Origin of the sequence: Tatumella sp. UCD-D_suzukii (assembly GCF_000611875.2) — a bacterium.
Classification (GTDB): domain Bacteria; phylum Pseudomonadota; class Gammaproteobacteria; order Enterobacterales; family Enterobacteriaceae; genus Tatumella; species Tatumella ptyseos.
On the sequence record NZ_JFJX01000028.1, the window covers coordinates 23,374 to 41,996 of the forward strand.

Genomic DNA, 18,623 nt, shown 5'->3' on the forward strand with positions numbered 1-18,623 from the left:
CCAGTGGTGAACACAGTTGATTCAGGCATATTCTGTTGCATGCCGGAGAGCAACAAGTGATTAATTCTGACCACTGGGGTGACGGAAAATCATAGCACCAGCCTTGTGCGGACGCGCCTTCGAAGGGCAGTCTGCAGGCCGGAAGAACCGTTAGTGATGACCCTCCATGGTGCATCGCGGGAGCCATTCAGCCAGCCGCAGGCCACGCCGGAGGAAAGCAGAGTTTTTTCTTATGGGGACGGAAAAACGCAGAAGTCGCCAGCGGTAAGGCCGCCGTCAGCAGACGGCCCGACCGGCGGGTGGTTAATACTGGGAGTCGACAATCACCTCTTCACCGAGGTCCCCGGCTTCAGGCAGGGGCTGATACGAAGAGTTGGCGGCACGTAATACGCGGATACCCCGGGCCCCGGCGTCGCGGGCTGCGGTAATGTCACTGTCGGCATCTCCGTAGAAAATCCGGATATTTTTTTGTTTAATCCAGCTCACTTTCGTGTTCTGTCCCGCCCGGAAGCCACTGAAGATAACCTTATTCATGGCACTGTCAGGAATACTAAAGTCCTGCTGGATGGTCCGGCTGACGGTCTCGGTTTTGGTCGGAGTACGGGCCGTAATAAAGTAAATATGATCCCCGCGCTTCAGGTGCATGGCGATCAGTTGCCTGGCGACCTGCTTCGGAATACTGAAGTCATCCCAGCCATTATTCATTTTCTGCCAGAACTGCGGATTGTTCAGGTAAGCATCACTGCCCGGAGAAAACATCTGCTGTCCGCGATAAAAGCCGGGAGTAGAGTAGAGCAGGGTATCATCAATATCGAAACCGACGGCTATCGGTGGTTGTCCGCTCAGACTGTTTTCTATCTGTGCGACAGACACCCAATGAACGGGTTGCTGGTGTGCCAGTTGAGCAACATTTACGCCCTGATAAAGCGCGGGGGCGGGGGCTTCTGTCGCCTGCGCGAAGGGACCTGTGATGGCCAGAGAAAAAACACCCAGCGCCAGCAAACGTTTAGCAGTATTCATAAACAGAAATCCTGATATTGTTAAATTCATCAATAAGATGGATATCTCTGATACCATTTTAACCGGCGGACTGTAAAATATTTTTTCCTGATTTTATGACGGGGCTCTTAAGCAAAGTATCAGCGTTAGCCAATCAGATAAGAGACTGTCGCGGTCGCAATATATTCCTGATCCTGATTATGTAACTCAGCCCGGCTGACGGCCACCTTATTGCCGGCATGCAGCAGTTGTGCGGTCGCGGTAAAGATGTCGCCCCGGCCCGGACGCAGGTAATCGACGCGTAAATCGATCGTCCCCATTCTTGACAGGCGTTGCCTGAGCTCCTCTTCGCTTATCATGTCCTGTCGGGTCAGTGCATAGTTGACACATACCAGGCCTGCGGCGACGTCCAGTACAGACGCAATGACTCCGCCATGCACTATTTTTTGCAGAGTATTGCCGGTCAGTGACGATCTATTGGGTAACACCAGGGTAGCCTGTTGTTCGTCCAGGTGCTGAAGTTTCAGTCCCAGCGCCTGATTAAAAGGCATACTGTTGACGAAAATGTCACTCACCAGCAGACGTGCCTGGTGCTGAGTCAGATAACGAAGAGTCATGTTTTACCTGTGGCTGAAAATTCATCTGGGCAGTTTTGCATTAATTCACATATTATGCTGTTCCCGTACACCTTTCCAGGTGAAGATTTGTGGCCATTTTTGCGGTTTTTTATCTGTGATAGCGCCATTTTTGTTGTTTTTTGACCGTAGGGTGAAGTGTATGCGTTTATTTTCTGTCTGGGCCGCGGTTGCCCTGTTATGTCCTGTGCTGGCACAGGCCGATGAAGCGACAATCCAGGATGTTCATGACAGTTCGGCGGTACGCGGCAGTATCATCGCGAATCTGCTCGAAAAGCATGACAATGCCTTTTTACTGTATCCGTATGAGAGCAATTATGTGATCTATACCGATACCAGTAATATGAATACCTCTGCCATATCCAGCTACAGCTGGGCAGATAAAGCAAAAAAAGATGAATTAAAATTCCAGCTTAGCCTGGCGTTCCCTATCTGGCGCGGGATTGCCGGCGACAACTCCGTACTGGCGATGTCTTATACGCAACGCTCCTGGTGGCAGATCTCGAACGCCCGGGAATCTTCCCCCTTCCGTGAAACGAACTATGAACCGCAACTCTTTGTGGGATGGGCGACGGACTATCAGTTAGGGGGGTGGACATTGCGCGATGTGGAGACGGGCTTCAACCATCAGTCTAACGGCCGCAGTGACCCGACGTCCCGAAGCTGGAACCGGGTATATGCCCGTTTGATGGCAAAAAATGGTAATATGATTGCCGAGATTAAGCCCTGGTACCGTATCCCGGAAAGTGTGAACAGTGACGACAATCCGGATATTACTAAATATATGGGCTATTACCGCGCAAAACTGGGGTATATGCTGGGCGACAGTATCTTCAGTATTGAGGGTACCTATAACTGGAATTCCGGCTACGGTGGTGCATTGTTCGGCTGGAGTTACCCGCTGACCAGCCATGTGCGTTTTTATACCCAGGTGTTCAGTGGTTATGGGGAATCCCTGATTGATTACAATTACCGTCAGACCCGGGTGGGTATCGGCTTCACGTTAAACGATTTATTCTGATTAATGAGTGCAGGACATTTGTGACAACATCGGCAGTCATTCCGGCGCAGGAACAGGCACAGCAAGTCCTGCGGGATATCTTTGGTTACCAGCAATTCCGTCCGGGGCAGGAAGCGATTATCCATGCGGCGCTCGCCGGGCGGGATTGCCTGGTGATCATGCCCACTGGGGGTGGGAAATCCCTCTGTTATCAGGTCCCCGCGCTGGTCAGCGAAGGTCTGACTCTGGTGGTCTCGCCGCTGATATCACTGATGAAAGATCAGGTCGACCAGTTACTGGCCAACGGGGTAATGGCGGCCAGCCTGAACTCATCCCAGACCCGGGAAGAACAGCAGCAGATTTATGCTGACTGCCGGCAGGGGCGGATAAAGCTGCTCTATGTCGCGCCGGAACGACTGATGATGGAAAGCTTTCTTGATGCGATGTCACAGTGGCAACCGGCGATGCTGGCGGTCGATGAGGCGCACTGTATCTCCCAGTGGGGGCATGACTTCCGTCCGGAGTATGGTGCGATCGGCGGTCTGCGTCAGCGTTTTCCCGGCCTGCGGATCATGGCCTTAACGGCCACGGCAGACAACGCCACCCGCCATGATATTCTCCGGCAATTACAGCTTGATGATCCGCTGGTACAGATCAGCAGTTTTGATCGTCCGAATATCCGCTATACCCTGCTGGAAAAATATAAACCTACCGAGCAGTTGCTGCGCTATGTGCAGGAGCAACGCGGAAAAAGTGGCATCATCTACTGTAACAGTCGTGCGAAGGTTGAGGACACCGCTGCCCGTTTGCAAAGTCGCGGGATCAGCGCCGGTGCTTATCATGCGGGACTTGAACCCCGGCAACGGGCGCATATTCAGGAAGCCTTTCAGCGTGATGACCTGCAGGTTGTGGTCGCGACGGTCGCGTTCGGGATGGGGATCAATAAACCGAATGTCCGGTTTGTGGTGCATTTTGATATCCCGCGGAATATCGAATCCTATTATCAGGAAACCGGGCGTGCCGGCAGGGACGGGTTGCCGGCAGAAGCGATGATGCTCTATGACCCGGCGGATATGGCCTGGTTACGGCGTTGTCTGGATGAAAAGCCTCCCGGGGCGATGCAGGATATCGAAAGGCATAAACTTAATGCCATGGGCGCATTTGCCGAAGCACAAACCTGCCGTCGTCTGGTGCTGCTTAACTATTTTGATGAAGGACGGCAGCAGCCCTGCAATAACTGCGATATCTGCCTGGATCCTCCGCGCCGGTATGACGGGCTGGTGGATGCTCAGAAAGCGCTATCGGCTATTTATCGTGCCGGACAACGTTTCGGGATGGGCTATATCGTTGAAGTGATCCGCGGAGCGGCAAACCAGCGTATTAAAGAGCAGGGACATGACAAACTGCCGGTGTATGGCATTGGTCGTGAACACTCCCATGAGCACTGGGTGAGTGTATTACGCCAATTGATCCATCTGGGTCTGGTGACCCAGAATATCAGCCAGCATTCGGCCCTGCAGCTGACCGAAGCTGCCCGGCCGGTATTACGGGGTGAGGCTGCGCTTATGCTGGCCGTACCGCGCATGATGGTGGCTAAACCGAGACCAGGCACGAGCCGGGTCCCGGGCGGAAATTACGATCGCAAGTTGTTTGCCAAACTCAGGAAATTGCGCAAAACCATCGCCGATGAAGAGAGCGTTCCTCCGTATGTGGTGTTCAACGACGCGACGCTGATTGAAATGACCGAGTTACTGCCGGTGACGTCCTCAGAAATGCTGAGTGTGAACGGTATCGGGCAACGTAAACTTGAACGCTTTGGCCGGCCGTTTATGCAGATGATTAAACAGCATCTCAGCGAACATTAATTTTTTTACCTATCTACTATTTCAGGAGTGACCGGCATGCTGATGTCGTTTCTTACCCTGGCGGTGGTGCAATTACTTGCGCTGATGAGCCCGGGGCCGGATTTCTTTTTTATTTCCCGGGCCGCGGTGACCCGTTCTCACCGGGAGGCCCTGATGGGGGTACTGGGCGTGACAATGGGGGTGGCTATCTGGGCAGCGGTTGCCTTACTGGGCTTAAATCTGTTGCTGGAAAAGATGGCCTGGCTGCACAAACTGATTATGGCTGGCGGCGGTTTATACCTGATCTGGATGGGCTGGCAGCTCTTACGCTCCGCACGACGTCAGCATAAGCAACCGGCCTCAGACGTTCCGGCTGAGCCACCGGTCGCGGCACGGCAGGGGAAAACCTTCCTGCGCGGGTTACTGACTAATCTGTCTAACCCGAAAGTGGTTATCTATTTCGGGAGCGTCTTTTCACTGTTTGTCGGTGAGGATGCCAGTGCATTACAACGGGGGGGAATTTATGCCCTGATCCTGCTGGAAACGCTGGGCTGGTTTTTACTGGTGGCGACGGTGTTTGCTTTACCGTGGATGCGCCGTAAATATCAACAGATGGGAAAATGGCTGGATGGTGTAGGTGGCGTACTGTTCACCGCATTCGGCCTGCACCTGATACTGACCCGTTAACTGTTCCGGGCCTGCTTCACCGGCAGGCCCGGTCATACACTCAGATACCGCGCCGGGCGGATGCCAGAACGACCCCGATAGCAATAAAAATACTGCCAAAGATACGGTTAAGTAACTGCATCTGGCGGGGACCTTTGATCCAGCGGGCAATCCGCGTCGCCAGCAGGGCATACCCCTGCATCACCAGAATATCGACCGTAATGGTGGTTACGCCCAGCACCAGGTACTGAAGGATCAGTGGCTGGTGCGGTAAAATAAACTGTGGAAACAGGGCCGCCAGGAAAATAATACTTTTAGGATTTGTCAGGTTTACCAGCAGAGCGCGTTTGTACACTTTGCCTTTGGACGTGACTTTCGCCACCGCATTCAGATCAATCGCCCCTTTGGTTCTCCACTGCTGGATCCCGAGCCAGATAAGATAAGCGGCACCGGCCCATTTAAGGATCGCAAACGCCAGCGTGGAGTGTGAAAACAGTGCCCCCAGCCCGACCCCGACCAGGATAATGTGAACAGCCAGCCCGCTCTGTAGTCCGGCAATCGCAATCTGTGTTTTTTTGTAGCCGTGGCTTATCCCGGTACTCATGGTGTTGATGGCACCGGACCCCGGGGAAAGGCTCAGCAGGGTAGTGGTCAACAGGTAAGTGATCCACCATTCAAGGGTCATTGATATCGCTCCATTCATCAGCAGAAGATCGTTAGAATACGTTATAATCTCAGGCGACGATACCGTCATTGAGTTGTTTGAAAGTGATGTGAAAACGCCGAAGGAAGAGTCATGAAACAGCATACGCAACGCTGGTTGCACCGTGAAAAAGAGTTTTCGGCGTTTGTAAACGGCCCCTTACTCCATTTCTGGCGTCGTCGTCAGGAAAAATCCTTCCGGGGTAAGGATTCACTGAATATACGTTATGTCAGTTTTACGTCACCGAACCACCGGCGGGCGGTTCTTATTGCCCCGGGACGAATCGAAAGTTACATCAAATATCCTGAAGTTGCCTATGATCTCTTTCAGTGTGGTTATGATGTTTTCATTATCGACCACCGCGGGCAGGGCCTTTCCGACAGAATGCTGGAAGATCCGCATCCCGGCCACGTAGAGAATTTTTCAGATTATGTGGACGATTTAGAAACGCTCTGTGAAACAGAGCTTTCCGGTAGTCATTATCAGCAAAAGTTTGCGCTGGCACATTCCATGGGGGGCGCTATTCTGACATTGTTACTGCGCCGGCAGCCTGAGCTGTTTGATGCTGTCGCCTTAGTGGCACCGATGTTTGGTATTGTCCTGCCGATGCCGGAGTGGATGGCAGAACGTATCCTTAACTGGACAGAGACCCGGGCGGGATTACGGGAAGGCTTTGCCCTGGGAACCGGCCGCTGGCATGCCGCGCCGTTTGCAGTGAATACACTGACGCACAGCCGTGTTCGCTACCAGCGTAATTTACGGTTTTATGCCGATCTCCCGGCGTTGCAGGTGGGCGGGCCTACGGCTCACTGGGTAAGAGAAAGTATCAATGCCGGTCGTGAAATCCTGCGCGATGCGGCCCTGATCACGACGCCAATGCTTATACTGCAGGCAGAAGAGGACCTGGTGGTAGAAAACCAGGCGCAGAATGACTTCTGTGCAGCCCGACGGCAGGCGGGATCCCCGTGTGAAGGGGACGCTCCGCAAATTATTTCGGGAGCCCGTCATGAAATATTATTTGAAAAAGACGACATGCGCGCCCGGGCTCTTGATTTTGTTGTCCGTTATTTTGACCTTTTCAGGTCATCTGAACACTCAGCTTTCACTCAATTACCTCCGGATATTCCGGCCTGATGCTAAAAAAAGAGGTTTTCATGTATCACATCGTCGCCTCCGACTTGGATGGAACGCTGCTTTCCCCCGATCATTCGCTCTCTGATTACACCCATGAAATTCTTCAAAAACTGACCCGTCAGGGCATAAATTTTGTATTTGCGACCGGAAGGCATCATATCGATGTCGCGCGGATGCGGAATAAACTGGATATTGATGCTTATATGATCACGTCAAACGGGGCGAGGGTTCATGATACCGCAGGCAATCTGATCTTTGCCTATAACCTCGATCAGGATATCGCCCGCGACCTGTATGAGCTGCAATACTCTTCAGAGACGATTCTGACGCAGGTTTACCGTAATGATGAATGGTACCTCAGCCGTGACAGCGAAAAAGAGAGTGCCTATGTGCGGGAATCCGGCTTCAGGTATCAGCTCTATCAGCCGGGGGGGCTCGACACCGACGGGATCAGTAAAGTTTTTTTCACCAGTGATGATCATGAAGCGCTGACTGTGCTTGAACAGGCCATTGCTGCCCGCTGGGGTGACCGCGTCAATGTGAGTTTCTCCTTACCGACCTGTCTGGAGGTGATGGCCGGAGGGGTATCAAAAGGCCATGCGCTGGATGAAGTTGCGCGGCGTCTGGGGATGACTTTACAGGACTGTATCGCTTTCGGCGACGGGATGAACGATAAAGAGATGCTGAGCATGGCGGGTAAAGGCTGCATTATGAGTAATGCCCATCAGCGCCTGATTGATGTCTTACCGGCGCTGGAAATCATCGGTAGTAATGCGGACGATGCCGTGCCGCATTATCTGCAAAAACTCTTTAGCGTGTAAGTCTGGCACTACAGACCTCACCGGCCACTGTAACTCCGGTGAGGTACTGACGGTCCCGTGGTCAGGAATGGCTGAGTTGCTGTTTGTGTTTTTTCTCACTGACCGTTGTCAGTATCAGTAACAGCACGGCGAGTACACAGCCGGCGATCATGACAATAAAACCGCCATCCCAGCCAAAAAAGTCGACGGTATAACCGACGATGGCACTGGCGGCAACAGACCCGCCCAGGTAACCAAATAACCCGGTAAAACCGGCAGCGGTTCCGGCGGCTTTTTTCGGGGTCAGTTCAAGGGCATGCAGACCGATAAGCATGACCGGACCATAGATTAAAAACCCGATAACCACCATACAGGCCATATCGATGGCCGGGTTCCCCGGCGGGTTAAGCCAGTAAACGACGGTGGCCACTGTCACCAGAACCATAAAAAAGACGCCGGTTAATCCGCGATTCCCTCTGAAGACCTTATCAGACATCCAGCCACAGAGCAGAGTGCCCGGAATGCCCGCATATTCATAAAAGAAGTAGGCCCATGAGGACTTATCCAGCGTGAAGTGTTTGACCTCTTTCAGGTAGGTCGGAGACCAGTCCAGAATGCCGTACCGCAGCAGGTAGATAAACACGTTCGCCAGCGCGATAGACCACAGCAATTTATTCGGCAGAATATATTGCATAAAGATCTGTCGGGTGGTCAGTTCGGCTTCATGTGTTTCATTGTAATCCGGCGGATAGTCATTTTTATACACTTCCACCGGCGGCAGACCACAGGATTGCGGGGTATCACGCATCAGTAAAAAGGCGACAATTGCCACCAGGATCGCAGCAATTGCCGGCATATAAAGCGAGGCTTTCCAGTCATTGAACCAGGCCATACCCAGCAGGAAAAGTAACGGCGGCAGACCTCCGCCGACGTTATGCGCGCAATTCCAGACCGAGACAATACTTCCCCTCTCTTTCCTTGACCACCAATGCACCATTGTCCGGCCACAGGGAGGCCAGCCCATTCCCTGAAACCAGCCACAGAGGAACAATAAGATAAACATGATGGCAATTCCGGAGGTCGCCAGGGGAACAAACCCCATGATCAGCATGACGACGGCAGCCAGAATTAACCCGGCAGGGAGAAAAACACGGGGATTAGAGCGGTCAGAGACTGACCCCATAATAAATTTAGAAATACCATAGGCGATGGAGATCCCTGACAGGGCAAACCCGAGGTCACCGCGGGAGAACCCTTGCTCGATCAGATACGGCATGGCCAGAGTAAAATTTTTGCGTACCAGGTAATAGGCGGCATACCCGAAGAATATCCCGAAGAAAATCTGCCAGCGTAAACGGCGGTACAGCGGGTCGGTTTGTTCCGCTGTGACCGCTGGAATATGGGGGGCTGGTTTGAAAAAGCTGAGCATTAAGGGTTCTCCCGCGGTGAAGTTGGCCCGCCAGGTTGTCACGGCCGAGGGTTGCGGGTACGTGTAACAGGCGGAATAAAGCGGGCATACGTTAACTTTTATGGAAAAAATTACGTTGACATGGCGCACAAATGTTAAACATTTATTTCTGAGTATGTTTTTTTGTTTCTATGACAAGGGGATAAGGTCGCCCGGCGGGGGATCCCGGGCGATCTGAGCTGGAAGATTACTTTTCTGCGCTATTTTTCGCAGGGGCCGGAAAGGAGGCATCCCGGACAAAAGGCAGTTGCTCGCAGGCATGCTGACGGGATGAACGGATAAAGGCATCAATCACCGGCTGGCGCTGCTCGCCGTCGCGGACGGCTGCGTATAAACGGCTCCACAGCCCCTCGCCCGGCGTGCGGGTGACGATCAATTGCTGGCGTTCAAAACTCTCAACCACCCAGTGGGGCAGGGCGGCAATGCCCATCCTGGCGGCAACCATCTGGATCAGCAGCAGGGTGTTATCCACGCTTTTCAGCGACGGACTGACCCCGGCCGGTTGCAGAAAATGACGCCAGATATCCATACGCTGACGCTGCACCGGGTAAATTAACAGCGTCTCATCCGCCAGATCTTCCGGGGTAATCACTGCCTTTGCGGCCAGAGGGTGATCCGGCGCCATCACCAGTCTGACTTCAAAGTCGAATAACGGGGAGTAGTGTAATCCGCTGCGGGGCAGGATATCTGAAGTCAGTACAATATCCAGCTCTCCCTGCTGCAGTGCAGGCTGAGGATCAAAGGTCACGCCGGATTTAAAATCCACGACGACCTGAGGCCAGTTGCTGCGAAAGCTATCCAGCGCCGGAGTCAGCCACTGGATACAGCTGTGGCATTCAATAGCGATACGTAAAGTGGCCTGGTGAGGTTCGTGGCATGCCTGTAGTGCCTGCTGAATTTGAGGCAGTACCTGCTCCGCCAGCTGTAACAGGATTTCACCCTGCGGGGTAAAGCGTAGTGGCTGACTTTTACGGACAAATAACCGAAAGCCAAGACGTTGTTCCAGGTCACTGAACTGATGAGACAGTGCTGACTGCGTCTGATGTAATTGTGCTGCGGCACCTGCCAGTGAGCCAGTCGTCCTGAGAGCCTGCAATGTTTTCAGGTGCTTAATCTCGATCATGAGATACCTTCATGTGAAGTTGAATAATTTGCGCTTGTGGATATTACAGTACCTGCTGATTATAGATGTGTAAACATCTGGACGGCTAAACATCTGAAAAACATTCTCAGAGCTCCGAATGTACTGGCAGGCAACACTTTTCTGCCTTGCCGGAAACGCCAGGATTGAGACAGATGTCCCTAAAAGCCTTTAACTGACAGGAATTGAATACCATGACGATTCAGAACCACACTCTCGGATTTCCACGCGTCGGACTGCAGCGCGAACTGAAAAAAGCGCAGGAAAGTTACTGGGCGGGTAAATCCAGCCAGCAGGACTTACTGGAAACCGGCCGTGAACTGCGTGCCCGCCACTGGCAGCAGCAGAAAGACGCCGGTGTTGATATTGTTCCTGTCGGTGACTTTGCATGGTATGACCATGTGCTGACCACCAGCCTGCTGCTGGGTAACGTGCCTGCACGTCACCGTAATGCAGACGGTTCTGTCGATCTGGATACCTTATTCCGTATTGGTCGTGGCCGTGCACCGACCGGCGAACCTGCTGCTGCTGCGGAAATGACAAAATGGTTTAACACCAACTATCACTACATGGTGCCGGAATTCACCAAAGGTCAGTCATTCAAACTGGCATGGACGCAGCTGCTGGACGAAGTTGATGAAGCACAGGCGCTGGGTCATAACGTTAAACCGGTACTGCTTGGCCCTGTGACCTACCTGTGGCTGGGTAAAGTCAAAGGTGAGCAGTTTGACCGTTTATCTCTGCTGAACGACATCCTGCCTGTCTATAAGCAGGTGCTGGCTGAGCTTGCAAAACGTGGCGTTGAGTGGGTACAGATTGATGAACCTGCACTGTCACTGGAACTGCCTGCAGAATGGCTGGCAGCCTTCAAACCGGCTTACGATGCGCTGCAGGGACAAACCAAACTGCTGCTAACCACCTATTTTGACAGCATCGGCCAGAACCTGTCTGTTATCCGCGAGCTGGCAGTTCAGGGCCTGCATGTTGACCTGGTTCACGGTCGTGACGATATCCAGGCACTGAATGCACAATTACCGGAAGCGTGGTTACTGTCTGTCGGTGTGATTAACGGACGTAATGTCTGGCGTGCTGACCTGAGCCGCTGGTTTGAACGTCTGCAGCCTCTGGTTGCACAGCGTAAAAATCTGTGGATTGGTACATCCTGTTCACTGCTGCACAGCCCGATTGACCTGAGCACCGAAACCCGTCTGGATGAGGAAGTGAAAAGCTGGTTCTCATTCGCCCTGCAAAAATGTGGTGAGCTGTCGCTGCTGAGCACTGCGCTGAATAACAACGATCCGGCTTCGCTGGAAAGCTGGAGCGCGCCGATCCGTGCCCGTGAAAACTCTTCACGTGTCCATAACAGCGCGGTGGGTAATCGTCTGAAGTCGATTACCGCGAAAGATAGCCTGCGTCAGCACGACTATCAAACCCGTGCGAAAGCACAGCGTGAACGTTTCAATCTGCCGGCATGGCCAACCACTACTATCGGTTCATTCCCTCAGACGACTGAGATCCGTGGTCTGCGTCTGGACTTTAAACAGGGTCGCCTGGACGGTAACAATTACCGCACCGGTATCGCCGAACATATCAAACAGGCGGTTGTTGAACAGGAACGTCTGGGTCTGGATGTTCTGGTTCACGGGGAAGCCGAACGTAACGACATGGTGGAATATTTTGGTGAGCACCTGGACGGTTTCGTCTTTACTCAGAACGGCTGGGTACAGAGCTACGGTTCACGTTGTGTGAAACCGCCGGTCATCATCGGTGATATCAGCCGTCCGGAAGCTATCACTGTAGAGTGGGCTAAATATGCACAGTCGCTGACCGATAAGCCAGTGAAAGGCATGCTGACAGGCCCTGTGACTATCCTGTGCTGGTCATTCCCGCGTGAAGATGTAAGCCGTGAAGTGATTGCTAAGCAGATTGCATTAGCCTTACGCGACGAAGTGGAAGATCTGGAAAAAGCCGGTATCGGTATCATCCAGATTGATGAACCGGCACTGCGTGAAGGTCTGCCTCTGCATCAGTCTGACTGGGCGGCGTATCTGGAGTGGGCTGTTGATGCCTTCCGTCTGAATGCTGCGGTAGCGCAGGATGATACTCAGATCCACACTCACATGTGTTACTGCGAGTTCAACGACATCATGGATTCGATTGCAGCCCTGGATGCGGACGTTATCACGATTGAAACGTCACGTTCAGATATGGAACTGCTGGAGTCCTTCAAAGAGTTCGAATATCCGAATGAAATCGGTCCGGGTGTTTACGATATTCACTCACCGAACGTCCCTGATGTGGCGTACATGGAGAACCTGTTACGCAAAGCGGCACAACGTGTTCCGGTAGAACGTCTGTGGGTTAACCCGGACTGTGGTCTGAAAACCCGTGGCTGGCCTGAAACCCGTCAGGCACTGGCTAACATGGTTGAAGCAGCGAAAAATCTGCGTGGCGAATCTGCCTGAGTAAAGAAGTTATAATCTGGTGTTGAACGTTTTGGGGCACAGTTTCTGTGCCCCTTTTTTTGTCCGTAAAACGGCAGGTTATTCCGGAGACCTGCCGATGAACAGGGGACGGTAACCCGGTATGGCGTTCCCGGTCGGGCAGGGATCAGCCATTCCGGGCACAGAAACTGTGCCCGTCGGGAAGCGTAAACCACCAGTGAGGGGAACCTCAGTCGGGGATAGCAGGTCTGTCAGCGACCTTTCTTTTTTCGTCCCGGCTGCGTAAAACGTTTACGGGACGCGGTATTCCCGGCTGTTTTTGCGGCACCGGGCCCGGCAGTTGCGGGTCTTTTGACGGTACCTGCTGCGCCGGTCGCCGGTTTTTTTGCCGGCGTGGCTTTAGATTTACTTCGGTTTTTCTGCTCGACCGGAGCCAGAGAAGACGAGTTTTCAAGCAGCCTGAATAAGTCCACCAGCTCATCATCGGTCAGGTCACGCCATTCCCCCTGCGGCAGCCCTTTCAGGCTGACGTTCATAATCCGGGTACGTTCGAGTTTGGTGACCTCATAGCCAAAATGCTTACACATCCTGCGGATCTGACGATTCAGCCCTTGTACCAGGGTGATGCGAAATACCATCGGGGCTTCTCTGGTGACTTTACACTTCTTCGTCACGGTACCCAGCATGGGTACGCCGGCCGCCATGCCGCGAATAAATTCGTCGGTCACGGGCTTATTTACCGTCACCACATACTCTTTTTCGTGATCGTTACCGGCCCGTAAGATCTTATTCACCAGGTCGCCGTGGTTGGTCAGAAAAATCAGCCCCTGGGAGTCTTTATCCAGACGACCTATCGGGAAGACACGTTTACTGTGATTGACGAAATCAACAATATTATCTTTTTCGTTTTCTTCCGTTGTACTGATGATCCCTACCGGCTTATTCAGCGCAATCAGGACCAGGTCTTCTTCATCACGGGGTTCGATCAACTGACCATTCACTTTGACCACATCGCCGGCATATACCTGTGCACCCACAGCGGCACGTTTACCGTTAATAAAAACATTTCCCTGTTCAATATAGCGGTCGGCGTCGCGGCGTGAGCAAATACCGCTCTCGCTGATATATTTATTCAGGCGAATGGATGAGTTGGACAGCATGAATTCTCCGAAAAAAAGCGGACTATACCTTAGCCTGCCGGTGCTTAAAACAGGAGATCGCATACGAAAGAGGGATCACCCGCCTGTCTGACTGCGACAGGCTACCGTCAGGCCATAAAAAGTTGTGTGTTCCGGCGTGGCCACACCTCTCAGGCCGGGTTTTTTCTGACCGTTTTTTGCAGTTCTTTTTGTGTGGCGCAAGCCAGAATATTGCCTTTTTTACATCCCTGGCGGGCATACTGCAATGCTTTACGGCTATTCCTGTCCACGCCACGACCGAAACGGTACATATTTGCCAGATAGAGCATGGCATTACCATCTCCGGCCTGTGCGCCTTTTTCATACCAGCGGTGCGCTTCGCGATAACTTTGCGTTACGCCATAGCCATTTTCGTACAGATGGCCAATGGCCTGCGGAGCTTCGGGAGAGTTCAGGGCCAGGGCTTTCCGGTAGAAGTCCATTGCGCGGGCATCATTGTCACCACCGCGTAACTCATAAATTGAGCCCGCCCGGATACAATCTTCCGCCACTTTTCCCTGTTCACACTGCTGAATGTGCGACTGAAGGATCTTTTCAGACTGACGGTCCTGCAAACTTTCATGCCCGCGGGGCCAGAGCCCTCCGAAAAAGTGCCCCACAGTACTGCACCCGGTCAGATTAAGCGTGATCACTGCAATGCAGAGCGTAAGGGTTTTCTTCATAAAACGTTCCTGTCCATGCCTGTAGAAAGAAGCCCTGTGTTTTTCACAGGGGCAGGGAGCCGTGTCTGATACCTTCTCAGTTTATCCTCTCGCCCGAAAGCATGTATTCAGCGTCTGCCTGAATTTCAGACAATGACTTATCGCAGGCAAATGCCTGAGGGAACACAGACGGCGGGTAGTGCTGTCCGCCGCTCCGGTCACTGGAGAAATGCCGTGATCGTTAACTTCAATACCCGTAAAGGGAGACGAGATCCGGCAGATAAGGGTCTTCATGGACGTTTCCGGCGTATGGCCGGGGTGAGCACGCATTGGTTCTGACAACCTATGGTGTTCAGGCTGACATGTCCCCCGGACGTCCATGCCGGAAAATTCCTTTAATACAGCGCTACCGGCCATTATGGCCTGATGACGATACCCTGTATTTTCCGGTTATTTAGCGCGAAAGCACTGCGCATTTTTCCGGTACTGTAGAGGCAGTCCAGCTGCAATGAGTGCAGTTGTGCCAGTGTTTGCTCACGGGTAAATTTCGCCTGGTAAATTTCCTGCTCTACATTCAGCAGGTCGAGAAGCGGTCGGGTCCCTAGCTGTAAGTATTGCTGTTCATACAGATCACGGGTTTTTTCACCTAAGGTTTCCTGCCTTTCCTGGACACTTAATGTCTGATAAAGGTTCAGGGCCTGCTCCTGAGATTCCGTGAGTTTCTGGTCGGCTTCCAGTTGTGCCAGGCGTATACCTGCGCGCGCAGACTCAAGTGTTTGTATCGCAGCATCACGGCTGGCAGTAAGACCTCCCCCCTGATACAACGGCATTTCGAGTTTAACCCAGGCCGAATACTGTGTTTTATTCAGGTCCCGGCTATCTGAATAGTTGTTATTCAGATAGTGTGTCACCTGCGGTTCCAGGGATAACGTCGGTCTCATCTGGGCATTGGCATTATCCAGATCCGCCTGAGCCTGATTTCTTTGTGCATAAGCTGCAAGAACGGAAGGGATTTCCCGGTAATCAATCTTCCGGACATCACAGGCATGAGTCAGCGCAGAGGGCAGGTTATCAGAGACCTGACTCACCGGACCTGTCCCCATATCCGTTGCGAGTGTCGCCAGCCAGCGCTGCAAAGCGGACTGATATTGCATCAGGGTAGCTCTGGCTCCTTCAATACGGGTATTGGTTTGCACTACATCAGATAACGAACTCGCCCCGGCGGTATTACGTTGCTGGATGAGCGTCCCGATATGCTGTAACGCGGAGAGCTGTTGCTGTGCAATGGTGACCAGTTTCTGATAGCCCTGGACCTGAACGACTGCACTGGCCGTATCATGAGCGACCTGATCGACACTGACCATAACATTGGCCTGTTGCTGGGCTAACCCGGCATCAGCGGCTCTCACTGAACTCGACACTTTCCCGAAATCATAAAGCATCTGTGAAACCGACAGCACCAGCGATGGCGAATAGCCTGCATTGACGTAGCTGTTGGAATAACCGTTATTCATTCCCGCGCTGACCTGAGGGTAGTACTTCGACTTTGCCTGATCCACTTTTGCCGCCTGTTGGAACAGTTTTCCGACAGCCTGACCGATAGCCGGGTGCCATTGTTCTGCCTGCTGAACGGCATCATTCATATCCGGGATACCGGATGACGGCGGCGGGAGAGTATTGGTAATTGTATTGCTGAGGTCGGGTAACGATTGTTGATCTTCAAGGGCCTGAGTATTGATATCTCCGGCAGTGGCAACAGTATCTGCCTGAACCTTAAATAAGGTCACCGTTGTTATCAGGAAAAGAGGAGACAGAACTTTTAAAATCAGGTGCTTACTTGATTTCATTGATTTATACCTATTATTAATTAAGCACAGCTTTGTTTGATTCTATTCACAAACTAATAAATTTTCACGATGGAATAAATGGGCGTTTTATTAAAGTAAAATCAGGGCATAAGTACCTTATTATACGCAATATCTTTTCGTTACCAGAGGGTGCCTGCACCTCTGTAATGTTCAGAATATTATCCTTATTACTTAAAAAAAAATACGTAATTTTATCCGGCGGTTAGTGCAGAGGTTGCCGGAGCAATTATTTACCCTGAATTCTGTGTGTGCTTTAATTGTTATAATTTTGTTATATTTGTGATAATTAAACCCCTCATTGCTATAAATTACCTACGTTATACCTATAAAATCATCAATAACAATAGTAAACAGCTATCAATTGGCCAGGTCTTTTATGTTAAGAGTGTTGTATATTATGCCAAGCTTGCCTAATCTATATGTAATTTATCTTAACAATTGCTCAGTGATATCATCCTGCGCGTTATATTCTTTCTGAATAGCGAAGTAATTATATAATTATGAAAAACTTATCTCTTTCAACAGCAGTTGTAATCAACAAAACTGATGGATTATCAAAAAATGTTAATATTGATAATCTGGTGCTGTCAGGATCATCGGTAGTTAAATTGCATATTGATCCTGCAACTGTTAGGTCATTTGAACGACATGGGAATGATTTAACAATTGTAATTAACGACGGACATCGTGTTGTCATTAAGAACTTTTTTGTCCATGAGAATGACTCACACCGTAATGAATTAATTCTTGAAGATGGGGCAGGTGTTTATTGGTGGGGGCAATACACTTCGCCCTGGTCCGCATTTACCTTCACCGAGATTGAATGGCATGATGGTTTGCCGATTTTTGCGGGCCTTGCCGGAGCGGGTTTACTGGGCCTTGCTGCCTTGCTTGCTGGCGGTCATGGACACAATGATCAAAGCAGTAGCAGCGGACATTCCTCAACGCCACTTACAGCCAGTGCAGAGCCGTTATCAACCAATAAAGGTACCGCTGTTGGCGGGAGAATAACGGTTCAGGATCCGGACTCTGCTGCGATTAAATATACGCTGGAAATTAAGCCTTCGCACGGAACCGTTGAACTGCATAACGATGGCAGCTATACCTTCACTCCGGCTTCGGGTTTCTCCGGGCAGGACGCATTCACCGTGTTAGTACGCGATGCTAATGGGGCGACTGTCCCGGTGAAGATTCCGGTCACCGTACATGTCGGTGCGGTTGATGATATGGCTGTTACGAAAGAAAATACCCCGGTGAGCGGCAATGTACTGACCAATGACACGGATAAGGAGAGTGATCCTGTTAAGGTGACGCAGTTTACTGTGGACGGCCACACGGTGAAAGCCGGTGAAACCGCGACCCTCAGCGGTGTGGGCACGCTGACCATCGACAGTGACGGTAAGTACACTTTTACGCCGGCGACCGGTTATACCGGCCCGGTGCCTTCTGCGACCTATACGATCACTGACGGACATACCTCCTCTTCAGCGACGCTGAGCTTCAGCACGATCAACACCCCGCCGGTGGCGAACAATGACACGGCGGTGGCGAAAGAAAATACGCCGGTGAGCGGCAACGTGCTGACCAATGACACGGATAAGGACGGCGACACCCTGACGGTGACGCAGTTTACTGTGGATGGTCAGACGGTGAAAGCCGGTGAAACCGCGACGATCAGCGGTGTGGGCACCCTGACCATCGGCAGTGACGGTAAATACACCTTTACCCCGGTGGACGGCTATACCGGCAAGGTCCCGTCTGCGACCTACACGGTAACGGACGGGCAGGCCACGTCCACCGCGACGCTGAGCTTCAGCACGATCAACACCCCGCCGGTGGCGAACAATGACACGGCGGTGGCGAAAGAAAATACGCCGGTGAGCGGCAACGTGCTGACCAATGACACGGATAAGGACGGCGACACCCTGACGGTGACGCAGTTTACTGTGGATGGTCAGACGGTGAAAGCCGGTGAAACCGCGACGATCAGCGGTGTGGGCACCCTGACCATCGGCAGTGACGGTAAATACACCTTTACCCCGGTGGACGGCTATACCGGCAAGGTCCCGTCTGCGACCTAC

At 52.1% G+C, this 18,623-nt stretch carries 15 protein-coding genes; 7 read left to right on the forward strand and 8 right to left on the reverse strand.

Annotated elements, in window-relative coordinates; genetic code table 11:
• Window positions 1–303: 303 nt before the first annotated feature.
• A complete protein-coding gene (gene aphA / locus CG67_RS06275) occupies window positions 304–1,020 on the reverse strand; it encodes an acid phosphatase AphA (protein WP_025902116.1) in 717 nt (238 codons plus the stop codon).
• Window positions 1,021–1,145: 125 nt separating this feature from the next.
• Window positions 1,146–1,616, reverse strand: a complete 471-nt coding sequence (locus CG67_RS06280; protein ID WP_025902117.1) for a thioesterase family protein — start codon at window positions 1,614–1,616, stop codon at window positions 1,146–1,148.
• Between the two features lie 160 nt (window positions 1,617–1,776).
• On the opposite strand from CG67_RS06280, the gene pldA reads away from it, so the two are divergent.
• Genes pldA through rhtC form a run of 3 tightly spaced genes read left to right on the forward strand, consistent with a single transcriptional unit; the run spans window position 1,777 to window position 5,165 of the window.
• Window positions 1,777–2,655 (forward strand): phospholipase A, encoded by an 879-nt coding sequence (gene pldA / locus CG67_RS06285; RefSeq protein WP_025902118.1) that lies wholly within the window; start codon window positions 1,777–1,779, stop codon window positions 2,653–2,655.
• 20 nt (window positions 2,656–2,675) lie between these two features.
• A complete protein-coding gene (gene recQ / locus CG67_RS06290) occupies window positions 2,676–4,499 on the forward strand; it encodes an ATP-dependent DNA helicase RecQ (RefSeq protein ID WP_025902119.1) in 1,824 nt (607 codons plus the stop codon).
• A gap of 36 nt (window positions 4,500–4,535) precedes the next feature.
• Entirely contained in the window at window positions 4,536–5,165 is a 630-nt protein-coding gene (gene rhtC / locus CG67_RS06295; protein WP_025902120.1) for a threonine export protein RhtC, read from the forward strand.
• 40 nt (window positions 5,166–5,205) lie between these two features.
• On the opposite strand, the gene rhtB is transcribed toward rhtC, so the two are convergent.
• On the reverse strand, window positions 5,206–5,829 hold the full coding sequence (rhtB, locus tag CG67_RS06300; RefSeq protein WP_025902121.1) for a homoserine/homoserine lactone efflux protein: 624 nt from the start codon (window positions 5,827–5,829) through the stop codon (window positions 5,206–5,208).
• Between the two features lie 111 nt (window positions 5,830–5,940).
• Here rhtB and pldB point away from each other — a divergent pair, with 111 nt between their 5' ends.
• Window positions 5,941–6,981, forward strand: a complete 1,041-nt coding sequence (gene pldB / locus CG67_RS06305; protein ID WP_025902122.1) for a lysophospholipase L2 — start codon at window positions 5,941–5,943, stop codon at window positions 6,979–6,981.
• Between the two features lie 20 nt (window positions 6,982–7,001).
• Window positions 7,002–7,802 (forward strand): sugar/pyridoxal phosphate phosphatase YigL, encoded by an 801-nt coding sequence (gene yigL / locus CG67_RS06310; RefSeq protein ID WP_025902123.1) that lies wholly within the window; start codon window positions 7,002–7,004, stop codon window positions 7,800–7,802.
• A 61-nt stretch (window positions 7,803–7,863) separates the two neighbouring features.
• Here the strand turns inward: yigL and glpT are convergent, their stop codons facing one another.
• Both glpT and metR read right to left on the reverse strand, forming a co-directional pair.
• Complete coding sequence (gene glpT / locus CG67_RS06315) at window positions 7,864–9,210, reverse strand: glycerol-3-phosphate transporter (RefSeq protein ID WP_025902124.1); 1,347 nt, start codon at window positions 9,208–9,210, stop codon at window positions 7,864–7,866.
• Window positions 9,211–9,436: 226 nt separating this feature from the next.
• On the reverse strand, window positions 9,437–10,372 hold the full coding sequence (gene metR, locus CG67_RS06320; protein ID WP_025902125.1) for an HTH-type transcriptional regulator MetR: 936 nt from the start codon (window positions 10,370–10,372) through the stop codon (window positions 9,437–9,439).
• 212 nt (window positions 10,373–10,584) lie between these two features.
• Between metR and metE the strand changes: the two genes are divergently transcribed.
• Window positions 10,585–12,855 (forward strand): 5-methyltetrahydropteroyltriglutamate--homocysteine S-methyltransferase, encoded by a 2,271-nt coding sequence (gene metE, locus CG67_RS06325; RefSeq protein WP_025902126.1) that lies wholly within the window; start codon window positions 10,585–10,587, stop codon window positions 12,853–12,855.
• A 230-nt stretch (window positions 12,856–13,085) separates the two neighbouring features.
• Here the strand turns inward: metE and rluF are convergent, their stop codons facing one another.
• The 3 genes from rluF to CG67_RS06340 form a co-directional block, all read right to left on the reverse strand.
• Window positions 13,086–13,994, reverse strand: a complete 909-nt coding sequence (gene rluF, locus CG67_RS06330; RefSeq protein WP_025902127.1) for a 23S rRNA pseudouridine(2604) synthase RluF — start codon at window positions 13,992–13,994, stop codon at window positions 13,086–13,088.
• Between the two features lie 149 nt (window positions 13,995–14,143).
• Entirely contained in the window at window positions 14,144–14,695 is a 552-nt protein-coding gene (locus tag CG67_RS06335; RefSeq protein WP_025902128.1) for a tetratricopeptide repeat protein, read from the reverse strand.
• Window positions 14,696–15,090: 395 nt separating this feature from the next.
• On the reverse strand, window positions 15,091–16,521 hold the full coding sequence (locus CG67_RS06340) for a TolC family outer membrane protein (protein WP_025902129.1): 1,431 nt from the start codon (window positions 16,519–16,521) through the stop codon (window positions 15,091–15,093).
• A 521-nt stretch (window positions 16,522–17,042) separates the two neighbouring features.
• Here CG67_RS06340 and CG67_RS06345 point away from each other — a divergent pair.
• Window positions 17,043–18,623, forward strand: a 1,581-nt coding sequence (locus tag CG67_RS06345; protein WP_025902130.1) for an Ig-like domain-containing protein, incomplete at its 3' end; no start/stop codon positions are given.